7 protein-coding genes are annotated in these 14,060 nt (G+C 59.6%); 6 read left to right on the top strand and 1 reads right to left on the bottom strand.

Annotated elements, in window-relative coordinates; translation table 11 throughout:
- Window positions 1-211 precede the first annotated feature (211 nt).
- Window positions 212-4,669, top strand: a complete 4,458-nt coding sequence (gene gltB, locus ADIMK_RS03895; protein ID WP_036183846.1) for a glutamate synthase large subunit — start codon at window positions 212-214, stop codon at window positions 4,667-4,669.
- Between the two features lie 81 nt (window positions 4,670-4,750).
- Window positions 4,751-6,181: an FAD-dependent oxidoreductase gene (locus tag ADIMK_RS03890; RefSeq protein WP_036183844.1), complete on the top strand. Its 1,431-nt coding sequence runs from the start codon at window positions 4,751-4,753 to the stop codon at window positions 6,179-6,181.
- 80 nt (window positions 6,182-6,261) lie between these two features.
- On the opposite strand, the gene ADIMK_RS03885 is transcribed toward ADIMK_RS03890, so the two are convergent.
- The gene (locus ADIMK_RS03885) at window positions 6,262-8,037 is read right to left on the bottom strand and encodes a sigma-54-dependent Fis family transcriptional regulator (RefSeq protein ID WP_036183841.1); all 1,776 of its coding nucleotides are present in this window, start codon (window positions 8,035-8,037) and stop codon (window positions 6,262-6,264) included.
- A 276-nt stretch (window positions 8,038-8,313) separates the two neighbouring features.
- Here ADIMK_RS03885 and ADIMK_RS03880 point away from each other — a divergent pair, with 276 nt between their 5' ends.
- The 4 genes from ADIMK_RS03880 to ADIMK_RS03865 all read left to right on the top strand — a co-directional run bounded on the left by ADIMK_RS03880 (window position 8,314) and on the right by ADIMK_RS03865 (window position 14,060).
- Window positions 8,314-9,792 carry a benzaldehyde dehydrogenase gene (locus tag ADIMK_RS03880; RefSeq protein ID WP_036183840.1) on the top strand — a complete coding sequence of 493 codons (1,479 nt, stop codon included), beginning with the start codon at window positions 8,314-8,316 and terminating at the stop codon, window positions 9,790-9,792.
- 91 nt (window positions 9,793-9,883) lie between these two features.
- On the top strand, window positions 9,884-11,503 hold the full coding sequence (locus ADIMK_RS03875; protein WP_036183838.1) for a DUF1302 domain-containing protein: 1,620 nt from the start codon (window positions 9,884-9,886) through the stop codon (window positions 11,501-11,503).
- Window positions 11,504-11,527: 24 nt separating this feature from the next.
- Window positions 11,528-12,886, top strand: a complete 1,359-nt coding sequence (locus tag ADIMK_RS03870; RefSeq protein ID WP_051692430.1) for a DUF1329 domain-containing protein — start codon at window positions 11,528-11,530, stop codon at window positions 12,884-12,886.
- 91 nt (window positions 12,887-12,977) lie between these two features.
- Window positions 12,978-14,060, top strand: coding sequence for a WD40/YVTN/BNR-like repeat-containing protein (locus ADIMK_RS03865; protein ID WP_051692428.1), 1,083 nt, complete (start codon window positions 12,978-12,980; stop codon window positions 14,058-14,060).

Below are 14,060 nucleotides of genomic sequence, written 5' to 3'. Positions count from 1 at the left end.
ATCGTTTAAAACTTCTCTCTATTTCAGAAATATCCTCTTTTCGAGCCTTTTTAAGCAAAGGCTTTTGCTTCTCTGCGGTTTGTTCAAAATTTGTCCCGGCATTGGCCGGCGTGTAGAATTGCTCTCCCTTTTCGTCCGTATAACCTGAGATCGGGAAAAGAGATAGAAGTTAATATATTGATCTATTTGGTTTTTTTAGTGGGATTGGCTTATGAGCAAAGGTCTGTTTCGCCCAGGTGAGTTCAAGGATAACTGTGGCTTTGGCCTGATGGCCCATATGCAGGGCAACGCGAGTCACAGCGTACTTGAAAAAGCGATCGAAGCGCTTGCCTGCATGACACACCGCGGCGGTATCGCTGCCGACGGCAAAACCGGTGATGGCTGCGGCCTGCTGATGCAGATGCCGCAGAGCTTCATTCGCGCGGTGGCCCGAGAGGAGTTAGGTGTCGAGCTGGCAGACCTCTTTGCGGTCGGCATGGTTTTCCTTTCTCGCGAAGCGAGTAAAGCGGATGCGGCACGAGAAGTATTGAACCGTGAGTTGGCCGCGCAGGGACTCGATGTTGCTGGCTGGCGCGTTGTACCTACCGATCAGTCATGCCTTGGCCCGATCGCGCGCGATACCCTGCCGCAGATCGAGCAGGTGATTGTGAACGCCGGCGGCAAGAGTGAGCGTGAATTGATCGTTAGTCTGTTCACGGCTCGACGCAAGGCCGAGATCGCGCTTGCGGACGATCCCGACTTTTATATCTGCACATTGTCGCACAAGGTCGTCAGCTACAAAGGTCTGACGATGCCGGTGGATTTGCCGGTGTTCTACAAGGATCTGGCCGACCCGCGACTGGAAACGGCTGTGTGTACCTATCACCAGCGTTTCTCCACCAACACGGCCCCGCGCTGGCCGTTGGCTCAACCGTTCCGCTTCCTCGCGCATAACGGTGAGATCAATACCATCGAAGGTAACCGCAACTGGGCACGCGCACGTGCACCCAAGTTTGTGACTCCGGAGATTCCGAACCTCAACGAACTTCAGCCGATCGTTAATACCACAGGCTCCGACTCGTCCAGTATGGACAACATGCTGGAGTTCCTGCTGGTGGGCGGTATGGATCTGTATCGTGCCGTGCGCATGATCGTGCCGCCGGCCTGGCAGAACGTTGACACCATGGATTCGGAGCTGCGCGCGTTTTACGAATATAACTCCATGCACATGGAGCCGTGGGATGGCCCTGCCGGTATGGTCATGACCGATGGCCGCTATGCCGTCTGTATGCTCGACCGTAACGGCTTGCGCCCGTCTCGCTGGGTCATGACCAAAGATGGCATGATCTGTACCGCATCCGAGATCGGTGTATTCCAGTATGAGCCGGCTGACATTGTAGCTCAGGGGCGTGTAGGGCCCGGCCAGATTCTGGCAATCGACACGCAAAGCGGCGAAGTGCTGCATACCGCCGATGTCGATGGACGCCTGAAAACTGCCAAGCCTTATAAAACCTGGCTTAAAGACAACGGTCTGCGGCTTGAGAATACGATGAACCTGACCGAAGAGTCGCGTTCATTCCCAGAGATGAGTGCCGAAGAAGTGCGCACTCACATGAAGATGTTCAACGTCACATTCGAAGAGCGTGACCAGATCATCCGTCCGCTGGGTGAGACAGGCATGGAAGCGGTCGGCTCCATGGGCGATGACAAGCCGATGGCCGTGCTGTCGAAGCAGATTCGCTCGCCCTACGATTACTTCCGCCAGCAGTTTGCGCAGGTCACCAACCCGCCGATCGATCCGCTGCGTGAGTCGATCGTTATGTCGCTGGAAACCTGCCTTGGTCGCGAGCGCAACGTGTTCGAAGAGACGCCGGAGCACGCACGTCGTGTCATCCTGACCATGCCGGTGCTCTCTGCCAGCAAGTTCAATCGTATCCGGGATAACAATCTCGAGGGTTTTGAGCCGATCATACTGGATCTAAACTTCGATCCGTCCCAAATCAGCCTGCAGCAGGCGATTGAGAACCTGTGCGATGCGTCCGAGAAAGCCGTCCGCGAGGGCAAGGTGATCCTGATCCTGTCGGATGCGAATATTCGTCAGGGTTATCTGCCGATTCATGCGGCCATGGCGACCGGTGCAGTGCACCACCGTTTGGTGGATCAGGGCCTGCGTACCGATGCGAACATCGTGGTCGAAACCGGTACTGCACGTGACCCGCACCACTTTGCCGTTCTGTTTGGTTTCGGTGCGACAGCCGTATACCCCTATCTTGCCTATCGTGTACTCAACGACCTGTGCAGCACGGGTGAGTTGCAGATCGCGCCGCTGGAGAGTCACGAAAAGTACCGTAAGGGGATCGACAAGGGCCTGTTCAAGATCCTGTCGAAGATGGGTATCTCGACCATCGCATCCTACCGTGGCGCACAGCTGTTTGAAGCGGTGGGTTTGAGCTCCGAAATCGTGGATCTCTGCTTTAAAGGCGTTACCAGCCGTATCGAAGGCGCTCGGTTCGAACATTTCCAGAGCGAGCAGTCGGAACTGGCCAAGGATGCCTGGATCGCACGCAAGCCGATCCGCCCGGGAGGTTTGCTGAAGTACAAGTTTGAGGGTGAATACCACGCCTACAACCCGGATGTGGTCAAGACCATTCACGAAGCGGTCAGTACTGGAGACAAGGCGGCTTACCGTCGCTATGCTGATTTGGTCAACAACCGTGGCGTCGCGACGTTGCGAGACCTGCTGACGTTCCGCAAGGATATCAAGCCGGTTTCCATCGACGAGGTGGAATCGGTTGAAGCGCTGTTCCCGCGTTTTGACTCGGCGGCCATGTCGCTGGGGGCTCTGTCGCCTGAGGCGCATGAAGCACTGGCGATGGCGATGAATGAACTGGGCGGGCGCTCCAACTCCGGTGAGGGTGGTGAGGATCCTGCCCGTCACGGCACCAATCGCCGCTCCAAAATCAAGCAGATTGCGTCCGGGCGCTTCGGTGTTACACCTGAGTACCTGGTCAACGCCGATGTCATGCAGATCAAGGTGGCTCAGGGTGCCAAGCCCGGTGAGGGTGGCCAGTTGCCGGGTGGCAAGGTCAATGACCTGATCGCGCGTTTACGCTATTCCGTTCCGGGCGTCACGCTGATCTCTCCGCCGCCGCACCACGATATCTACTCCATCGAGGATTTGGCGCAGCTGATTTTCGACCTCAAGCAGATCAACCCCGAAGGCCTGGTATCGGTCAAGCTGGTATCCCGCCCGGGCGTCGGCACCATCGCGTGCGGTGTGGCTAAAGCCTATGCGGATCTGATTACCATCTCCGGCTATGACGGTGGTACTGCGGCGTCTCCGCTGACCTCTATCCACTACGCAGGTTCGCCTTGGGAGCTGGGTCTGGCCGATGCGCATCAGTCACTGCGCGCCAACCATCTTCGCGGCAAGATCCGCCTGCAGACGGACGGAGGTCTCAAGACCGGTCTGGATGTGGTCAAGGCTGCGATACTGGGTGCCGAGAGCTTTGGCTTCGGTACCATGCCGATGGTGGCGCTGGGCTGTAAGTACCTGAGAATCTGCCACCTGAACAACTGTGCGACGGGTGTAGCGACGCAGAACGATGATCTGCGCCGTGATCACTTCCGCGGTACGGTTGAGATGGTCAAAAACTACTTCCGCTTCGTCGCAGAAGAGACCCGTGAGTGGATGGCGAAACTGGGTGTCCGTACGCTTGAAGAGTTGGTAGGCCGCGTCGACCTGCTCGAAGCGATGGAGGGACTCACTGAGCGTCAGCGTGGTCTGGATCTGTCTGGCTTGATCAGCGACGCGGGCGTGCCTGAAGAGTATCCGCACACCGTTCAGCAGTCGCGCAACGAGCCGTACGACAACGGGGCGTTGAACACCCGCATGCTCGAACTGGCCAGAGACTCCATCGAACACAAATCCGGTGGTAACTGGGAACTGGAGATCTGCAACTGCGACCGTTCAGTCGGTGCACGCACATCCGGTGCCATCGCGAAGCTTTTCGGCAATCTGGGCATGGTCGATACCCCGATCGAGTTCAACTTCCGCGGGCATGCCGGACAGTCATTCGGTGTCTGGAACGCCGGTGGTCAGAACCTGTATCTCGAGGGCGATGCCAACGATTATGTCGGCAAGGGCATGGCCGGCGGCAAGATCGTGATTCGCCCGTTCAAGGAGGTCGGCTTCAAGTCCAACGAGACCGCGATCATCGGTAACACCTGCCTGTATGGCGGTACTGGCGGTAAGCTGTTCGCGGCTGGCACCGCAGGCGAGCGCTTTGCGGTGCGTAACTCCGGCGTGCACGCGGTGATCGAAGGTGCCGGTGATCACTGCTGCGAATACATGACCGGCGGTATGGTGACCGTGTTGGGGCCCACCGGCTACAACTTCGGCGCTGGTATGACCGGTGGCTTCGCCTATGTGTTGGACCTGGATCGCAGCTTCGTAGACAAGTACAACCATGAACTGGTCGAGATCCACCGTATCCACACCGAACAGATGGAGCAGTACAAGAACCACCTGCGTTCGGTCATCATTGAGTTTACGCGGGAAACCGGCAGCGCCTGGGGTCAGGAGATCGTCGAGAACTTCATCGATTACATCGGTCTGTTCTGGCTGGTCAAACCCAAGGCGGCCAGTCTCAATCAGCTGTTAGACAGCATGCGCAAGCGTCCGGAATAACAGCCGACGCCGTCACGAATTGGTTTTCCGTAATATTGATCGCCCGGGCAGGCGCCCGGGCGACCTGAAAGAGGTGGGACTATGCCTAACCGTCTGAGTAACGATTTCCAGTTTCTCGATGTGTCCCGTGAAGGGCCGAGCAAGATTCAGGCAGAGGTGCGCAAGCGCGAATTCGCCGAGATCTATGAACCGTTCCGGGCCGACGATGCTGCCGATCAGGCGCACCGCTGTCTGGAGTGCGGTAACCCTTACTGCTCGTGGAAATGCCCGGTGCACAACCATATTCCGAACTGGCTCAAGCTGGTATCGGAAGGCAATATCATTGAAGCGGCGGAGCTGAGTCATCAGACCAACAGCCTGCCAGAAGTGTGTGGCCGCGTCTGCCCGCAGGATCGTCTCTGTGAGGGCGCCTGTACACTGAACGATGGCTTCGGTGCCGTGACCATCGGTCCGGTCGAGAAGTACATCAGCGACACCGCCTTTGCCATGGGCTGGCGTCCCGATATGTCTCAGGTTACCTGGACCGACAAGAAGGTCGCGGTTATCGGCGCTGGGCCTGCAGGTCTTGGGTGTGCCGATATCCTGGTACGCAATGGTGTCAAGGCTGTGGTATTCGATCGCAACCCCGAAATCGGCGGTCTGCTGACCTTCGGTATTCCCGAGTTCAAGCTCGAGAAGGATGTGATGGTCAATCGTCGCACCATCTTCGAAGAGATGGGGGTCGAGTTCCGTCTCAATACCGAAGTGGGCAAGGATGTCAGCATGCAGCAGTTGGAGGCGGAGTTCGATGCGATCTTCCTCGGCATGGGCACCTACACCTACATGAAGGGCGGTTTCCCGGGCGAAGATCTGGATGGCGTCTACGATGCGCTGCCGTTCCTGATCTCCAACGTCAATCATTGCCGCGGGTATGAGCAGGATCCGGCCGAGTTCATCAGCGTTGCCGGTAAAAAAGTGGTCGTGCTTGGCGGTGGTGATACCGCGATGGACTGTAACCGCACCTCCATCCGTCAGAATGCCGAGCGTGTGACCTGTGCGTACCGTCGTGACGAAGAGAACATGCCGGGCTCCAAGCGCGAAGTCGAGAACGCCCGTGAAGAGGGTGTCCAGTTCCTGTTCAACCGTCAGCCCGTGGAAGTGGTTGGTGAAGAGGGCAAGGTTGTCGGCGTCAAGCTGGTGACAACCCGCATGGGTGCGCCGGATGAGCGTGGTCGCCGTCGTGCCGAGGTGGTTGAAGGGTCTGAAGAGGTGATCGAAGCCGATGTGGTACTGGTGGCTTTCGGTTTCCGTCCGAGCCCTGCACCCTGGTTTGCGGATTTCGGCATCGACCTGCATGAAGATGGTCGTGTGAAGGCGTCCAAGGAAGCGGCGGCCGGTCGCCATCCGTTCCAGACCAGCAACGACAAGATCTTTGCCGGCGGTGATATGGTGCGCGGTTCGGATCTGGTGGTTACCGCCATCTACGAAGGACGCGAAGCGGCCGAGGGTATCCTCGACTTCCTGGAGGTGTAAACCTCACGCGTTCACGTGCTTGCGCGATACGCTATGAGAAAAGGCCATCGAAACCGATGGCCTTTTTTGTGTCTGCAGCGCTAGGACTCTTCTCCCAGCTTCTTCATCCGGTAGGCCAGGCGCGAACGGGTCAGCCCAAGCAGGCGGGCGGCAGCGGACAGGTTGCCGTCTACTTGCGCGACCGCCTCGCGTACCAGTTTGGCCTCCAGTTTATCCAGTGACGGCCCTTTCTCACCGACAGGTGCATAGCGTTGGAACTGTTCCAGCGCCGAGCCGTCGCCCTCGTCGCTGGCCAGTTCGCCGTCGGAGCTGATTGTAAACAGCAGGTCTCGCGTGGTCTCTTCATCGCGAAACAGATGGGGCAGGTCGATTGGCAGGTTGTCCTCCGCCGCAATCACACCGCGCTCCACCAGGTTTTGCAATTCGCGTACATTGCCGGGGTAGCGGTAGTTCAGCAGGGCGCGCATCGCTTTCAGTGTAAAACCGGTGATATTGCGGCCGTGCAGCTGATTATAGTGCTGTAGAAAGTGTGACAGCAGCAGCGGGATATCGTCCCGCCGTTCGCGCAGAGGCGGCAGCGGGATTGGGAACACATTGAGGCGGAAGAACAGATCCTCGCGAAACTCACCGTTGCGCACCGCCTCGCGCAGCTCCACATTGGTAGCGGCTACCACGCGTACATCGACCTTTATTTCGCGAGTACCGCCGATCCGCTCCACGACCCCCTCCTGAAGCACGCGCAGCAGCTTGCCCTGCGAGGTGGGGCTCAAGGTCGCGATCTCATCCAGAAACAGGGTGCCGCCGTCAGCCCGTTCAAAACGGCCCGGCCGGGAGTGGCTGGCGCCAGTGAATGCACCACGCTCGACGCCGAACAGCTCGGACTCGATCAGCGAATCGGGTATGGCAGCGCAGTTTATCGCCACGAAGGGCTGCTCCTTGCGCGGACTTATCTCGTGCAGCATGCGGGCAAACAGCTCCTTGCCGACGCCGGATTCGCCGGTAAACAGCACCGTGGCGCGCGTGGTGGCAACGCGTCTGAGCATATGGCAGGCCGCGATAAAAGAGGAGGAGACACCCACTAACTGTCGCTCACCCAGCGGCGGCAGCGCGTTGTTGACGCTGGGAAGCGGTGCCTGTGCAAGGGGGACTGCACTGCTGTGGCTGACGAAGTCTTCGGCATTGAGATAGCGTAGATCTTCCTCAACATCGCCCCAGAGCTCTACGGTCTTTCCAAGTACCCGGCAGGTGGGGTGTCCCATGGAGCGGCACTCCACCTCGCGAAACACGGTCAGGCGTCCCAGCAGCGTGGTGACGTAACCCATGGCGTAACCAAGCTGCATCCAGCAGGCAGGCTCCGTACCAATGCCATAGGCGGCGATATGCTCGTCGTCTTCACTGGAGTGGTGCCAGAGAAACTCGCCGTCGTAGGTGCCCTTGCGTGGGTCGAACTCGAAGTGGACTGTCTCCACTTGCACCACGCCCTCCAACGAGTGCAGCTGGGTGCCCGCGTAAAAAATCGCTTCAGGGTCGGCATCGGGCCAGCGTTCGCGTACCAGTTGCGCATCGCGCACCCCCGAGCTGTAGCCGGCGCGGGTGAGCAGTCCGCGGGCACGCTCCAGACCCAGACGTTCGATCAACTCATGACGCAGGCTGCCCAACGAGGTGTTATGCATCAGCACCATGCGTTGGCCATCGAGCCAGATGCGACCATCGGTGGGGGAGAAGAACAGGCACTCTGAAAGATCCTGCACACTGGGTCCGGAGGCGTGGCTCAGGTTATCGCTGTCGCCCGGTGGCATTTCGCGTCTCGAGCGGCGGGCTGAATCCGGTTTGGGTGCATCGAAAGATGGGCGCATGAAGGGAGTCTCTTTTTATCGTTGTTATTAATAAAAATGGTAAGTGCTCCTGCTGCATTTAACAAATTTATCAACAGTTGGGTACCTCATCATTTCTTGTGCAATGCCGCAGTCAGCTTCTTCAATCTACTTATCCTCCAATAAAAACATTGTTTTGAACCAATGCTGTTGTGCAGCAAAACAATATTGGCATGTCGCTTGCCCTATTGAGTGAACAACAAGAAAGGCTTGCCCAAGCATGGGTGGGCACTTAACAACTCAGTGGAGGTTTGTATCGTGTCATTCGCAGAAGGAGCCGCACTGTTGGATGCGGCGCTCTGGAACGGGCGAATTTTCGACGGTAGCTGGCGGGAGGCGAACGGAGGCAGTGCCCAGGTCTTGGAGCCTGCAACTGGCGAAACGCTAACCCGGGTCGGCATCGGTGATGCTGCCGATATTTCCATCTCTGCGCGTGCGGCATCGGAATCCCAGGCTCGGTGGGTGGCGATACCGCCTCGAGAGAGGGCCGAGATCTTTAACCGTGCGGCGGATCTTTTGCAGTCGGACCGTGAGGTGGCGAAGCTGTGGATAGCGCGGGAGAGCGGCGCGATCTTTGCGAAGGCGGAGCATGAGATCCGTGAAGCGGTGGTGATATTGCGCCGCTCGGCAGCAATGCTGCTGGATCCGCATCATGGATTATTGCTGCCGTCGACGGTTGGATGTCTCTCCTATGCCAAGCGCCAGCCTTTGGGTGTGGTGGGAGTCATCTCGCCGTTCAACTTCCCGCTGATCCTGTCGATTCGAGCCGTGGCGCCAGCACTTGCCGCCGGTAACGCCGTAGTGCTCAAGCCCGATCCCAGAACACCGGTCAGCGGCGGTTTCATCATCGCCCGCATTCTTGAGCAAGCCGGGCTGCCCCCGGGGGTGCTACATGTGATCCCTGGCGCCGGAGATGCCGGTGAGGCGCTGTGCACCGATCCTCACATACGCATGATCGCCTTTACCGGTTCCACCGCAGTTGGCCGTCGTGTTGGCGAACTGGCCGGGCGTCATCTGAAAAAGGTGATGTTGGAGCTCGGTGGCAAGAACCCGCTGATTATTGCCGAGGATGCGGATCTGGATCTGGCGGCCAGCGCCGCGGCTTTCGGGGCCTGGTTCCATCAGGGGCAGATCTGTATGGCCTCAGGTCGGATCATTGTGCATGAATCGATTGCGTCACAGTTGATTGAGCGCCTGGTGGCGAAGGCGGCTCATCTGCCGGTGGGTGATCCGGCCAGCGGCAATGTGGCGCTCGGCCCGATCATCAACGACGCCCAGTTGGTGAGGCTGGATGCCATCGTGCAGGAGAGTGTCGCCGCAGGTGCCGTGCTGGAGGCTGGGGGCACCTACGAGGGGCGCTTCTACAAGCCGACCGTACTCTCCGGCGTCAAGCCGGGGATGCGGGCGTTCAGTGACGAATTCTTTGGCCCGGTGGCCAGCATCATCACGTTTAGCAGCGACGACGAAGCGGTTGAGCTGGCCAATGACACCGAATATGGCCTCTCGGCGGCGGTGATCTCCCGCTCTGTCGGTCGTGCCATGGCGATCGGCGAGCGCCTCAATTCCGGCATGTTGCATATCAACGACCAGACCGTAAACGACGAGTGCACCAACCCCTTCGGTGGGCGGGGCGCGTCGGGTAACGGCGGCAGCATCGGCGGTCCGGCTGACTGGGATGAGTTTACCCAGTGGCAGTGGGTGACCGTTAAGGAGGTTCCGCGCGCGTTTCCGTTCTGACCTCACCTATTCGATTTGCCTGCAAGCCGCTGGGGTACCCCCTTCTTCCTGTCCGCTTGCAGGCCCTGTTATCAAAGCGAAGGAGTAAAATATGAATAAGAATTCTCGCTTGAAACCGCTCGCAGTCGCCATATCGATGGCCACGGCGCTTTGGTTACCTCAGGCCCAGGCGTATAAGTTCGACACCGACAACTCGGATGTCAACCTGCGTTGGGACAACACCTTCAAGTACAGCACCGCGTTCCGTGTGCAGGACAGATCCGACGTGCTGGTCAACGACGTCAACTACGACGACGGTGACCGCAACTTCGACAAGGGTCTGATCTCCAACCGAGTCGATTGGCTCAGTGAGTTCGACGCTCGTTATAAGAACCTGGGCTTTCGTGTCAGCGGCGCGGCCTGGTATGACGATGTCTACAACCGGAGCAACGACAACGACTCGCCGTTCACCAACAACGCCACCAGTGTCGATTCGGACGAGTTCACCGACGAAACCCGTGACGTGCACGGTCGCAAGGCGGAGCTGCTGGATGCATTCGTCTACGGCAACTTCGATATCGGCGAGATGCGCAGCAACCTGCGTCTGGGGCGCCACTCGCTGGTATACGGCGAAACCCTGTTCTTCGGCGCCAACGGGATTGCCGATGCCCAGGGACCGGTCGATCTGATCAAGCTGCTGTCCGTGCCCAGCTCCCAGTTCAAGGAGGTGCTGCGCCCGGTTAACCAGCTCTCCGGTACCCTGCAGATTACACCCGAAGTATCGCTCGGTGGTTACTACCAGCTCTCCTGGGAGGAGACGCGTCTGCCCGGTGTGGGCAGCTATCTGTCCAACATCGACTGGGCCGGTCCCGGAACGGAGTCACTGATCGTCGGCCCCGGTGTTTCCTGGAATCATATCGCCGATATCGAGCCGGATGACCAGGGGCAGGGCGGTATCCAGCTGCGTTACGCGCCCTATGACGGGGATTTCGAGTACGGGCTCTACTTTGCCCGGTACCATGCCAAAACGCCCTCCGGCTTCTACTTCAATCCGGTGGATCAGACGATCCGCACCGTTTACCACGAGGGCATCCGGACCTACGGTGCCAGCGCGACAACGTCGATCGGTCAGTTGAACCTGGCGGCCGAAGTGTCGATCCGCGACAACGCACCGCTGAACAGCGATCCGGTCATCGTGCTGCCGGGTATGGCGGCCGACAACGACGACAACGCGCTCTATGCGATCGGTAGAACGGCGCACGCCAACCTGTCCGGTATCTACGTGATGCAGCCGAATAGCCTCTGGGATGGCGGTGCGCTGATCGGCGAGTTGGCCTGGAACCGGGTGCTGTCGGTAAGCAAGAACGAGAGCGCACTGGACCCCAACGCCACGCGCGATGCCTGGGCGATGCGGATGATCTTCAATCCGGCCTACTTCCAGGTGCTGCCGGGGCTGGATCTCGAGCTGCCGATCGGCCTCGGCTACAACTTCAAGGGTCGCTCCGGTGCCATTGCCAACATGAACGGCGGCGCCACCCACGGCGGCGACTTCAGTCTCGGCATCAACGGCACCTACCAGAACAGCTGGAAGTTCGGCGCCAGCTACGTGAACTTCTTCGGCGACGAGTTCAGCTTCGTAACGCCGCAGAACGACCCGGCTCCTGCGCTCTCCTTCCAGCAGACCCGCGGCGATCGCGACTTCATCTCGCTGTACGTTCAGCGCACCTTCTAATCGAACTCGGTGGAGATAAAAATAATGAAATTGACAGTTCAAGCATTGGTGGCCGGTGCCGCTCTCAGCCTGTCGGCGTCGTTGGCGCTGGCCGCAGTGGATGTACAAACGGCGAACCAGCTTAAGTCCAACCTGACCCCCTTCGGTGCCGAAAAGGCCGGTAATACCGATGGCTCCATTCCCGCCTGGGATGGCGGCTATACCAGCGTCGCGCCGGGCTACGAGAACGGAGCGCCGCGTCCAGACCCGTTTGCCGACGAGAAACCGCTGTTCTCGATCACCTCCGCCAATCTGGCGGAATACAGCGATAAGTTGAGCGACGGGGTGAAGGCGCTGTTCGCCAAGCACGCGGACTTCCGTATGGATATCTATCCCAGCCACCGTACCGCCGCCGCACCGCAGTGGGTCTATGACAATACCTTCAACAACGCGACCGGTGCGCAGTTGGGGGCCGATAAAAACTCGGTCAGTGGTGCCTACGGCGGAATCCCCTTCCCGATTCCGCAGGATGGCGCAGAAGCGATGTGGAACCATCGTCTGAGCTGGTCCGGCGAGTCTGCACGCTACGCGCTGCGTACGTTTATCGTGACCGCTGACGGTAACCGTGCTTTGGCCAGCGAAGGCGAGGAGTTGATTCAGTGGCCCTACTACTATGAAGGCGGTAATGCGTCATCCTATGACGGCACCTTCCAGCTGGGGCGCTTTATTGTATCGGGCCCTGCCTCCAAGGCCGGTGAAGCGATTCTGGTGCATGATCCGTCCGAAGCGGGCAAGCGCCGCAACATCTGGCAGTACCTGGTGGGCCAACGCCGTGTGCGTAAGGCACCGTCAGTGGCGTACGACACGCCCGACTTTGTGACCTCCGGCGTTGGTCTGTTCGACGAGGCGTTCATGATGTTCGGCCCGATCGATCGTCACGACTATACGCTGGTCGGTAAGCAGGAGATGTTCATTCCCTACAACAACAACGGGGCGGCCCTGGCGTCGATCGACGACCTGATGGGCGAGCACTTCCTCAATCCCGACCATGTGCGCTGGGAACTGCATCGTGTTTGGGTGGTGGATGCCAACCTTAAACAGGGGCAGCGCCATACCGTACCCAAACGTCGCTACTACATCGATGAAGACAGCTGGCACATCGTGCTGTTCGATGGCTGGGACGCCAAAGGCGATCTGTGGCGCATGAACTACTCGCTGACCTACCTGGTACCGGAGCTCCCAGCACTTGTGACCAACGTGATGTGGGGCGGTTACGACCTGCAGACCGGGGCGTACTACCTCAACGCGGCCATGAATGGTGGCACGCCACACTACGAAATCAGCAAGCCGATCTCCGAGAACAACTGGAGCCCGGTCGAGCTGGCCAACCGCGGTGCGCGTTAAAGACCGAGACCGTGTGACAAGTCCCGTCCCGTGGTGCCGGAAGCTTCCGGCGCCACGCGGCACGCAGTGGGTGGAGAGTGGAGAGTGAGTTATGGCCGTATTTGGCACTTCATCAGTATTAACCAGAGTGTTGCCGGTGTGTGCGGCACTGCTGCTAGGCGCGCCGATCTGTAGCGCCTCGGCCCTGGCCGCCACCGGCTACACCGGGCTGGACAGGCCGGCACAGATCTCGCCGCTGGCGCTGCACAAGTCGATGTTGGCGGTCGCGCGTGCCGGCGAGCGGCTGGTGGCGGTCGGCGAAGAGGGCACGGTGCTGCTGTCGGACGACAACGGCGTCTCCTGGCATCAGGCCAAGCAGGTGCCGACCTCGGCGGCACTGACCGCGGTGCAGTTCGTCGATGCCGACAAGGGGTGGGCCGTGGGGCATCTGGGCGTGGTGTTGACCACCGATGACGGTGGGCAAACCTGGCGCAAGCAGTTGGACGGTATTCAGGCAGCGGAACTGGCACTGGAGCACGCCAAGGCCCAGGGCGACGAATCGGCAGTGAGTACGGCGCAATATCTGGTCGACGACGGCCCGGACAAGCCGTTCCTGAACCTGTTTTTCCTTAACGAGCGCACCGGATTCGTGTTCGGTGCCTATAACCTGATTTTCCGTACCGACGACGGCGGCGACAGCTGGACACCCTGGCTGGATCGCGTGGACAACCCGATGGGGATGCATCTCTACGGTATGGCGCAGTCTCAGGGCGTGCTGATGTTGGCGGGCGAGCAGGGCACCCTGGTGCGTTCCACCGACGGCGGCCAACACTTTGACGCGATCGATTCTCCCTACGAGGGCAGTTACTTCGGCATCATCGCCGTTGCGGACGGCGCCTTCGTTGCCTATGGCCTGCGCGGCAACGCCTTTCGCAGCGAGGATGGCGGCGACAGCTGGAGCGAACTCGACACGGGGCAGGGCGAGACGCTGACCGCGGCGACCAACCTGACCGATGGCCGCCTGTTGCTGACCAGTCAGGCCGGCGGCGTGTTGGTGGATCGCAACGGAGAGCCGTTCTCGCGTGTGCCCGATCTGCCGCCACTGCCGCTGTCCGGCGTGGTGCAGGCCGCCGACGGTGCCACTGTGGTTGCCAGTCTGGCCGGGGTTCACCGTTTCGGCGCGGTAGAGGAGTAG

This window comes from Marinobacterium lacunae (genome assembly GCF_000705555.1).
GTDB lineage: Bacteria > Pseudomonadota > Gammaproteobacteria > Pseudomonadales > Balneatricaceae > Marinobacterium_D > Marinobacterium_D lacunae.
This window is presented reverse-complemented; position numbering and strand designations above follow the sequence as displayed.

Coding starts and splice junctions, on each gene's coding strand:
- ADIMK_RS03865 (WP_051692428.1), top strand. CDS start 12,978: ATGGCCGTATTTGGCACTTCATCAGTATTAACCAGAGTGTTGCCGGTG.
- ADIMK_RS03870 (WP_051692430.1), top strand. CDS start 11,528: ATGAAATTGACAGTTCAAGCATTGGTGGCCGGTGCCGCTCTCAGCCTG.
- gltB (WP_036183846.1), top strand. CDS start 212: ATGAGCAAAGGTCTGTTTCGCCCAGGTGAGTTCAAGGATAACTGTGGC.
- ADIMK_RS03885 (WP_036183841.1), bottom strand. CDS start 8,037: ATGCGCCCATCTTTCGATGCACCCAAACCGGATTCAGCCCGCCGCTCG.
- ADIMK_RS03875 (WP_036183838.1), top strand. CDS start 9,884: ATGAATAAGAATTCTCGCTTGAAACCGCTCGCAGTCGCCATATCGATG.
- ADIMK_RS03890 (WP_036183844.1), top strand. CDS start 4,751: ATGCCTAACCGTCTGAGTAACGATTTCCAGTTTCTCGATGTGTCCCGT.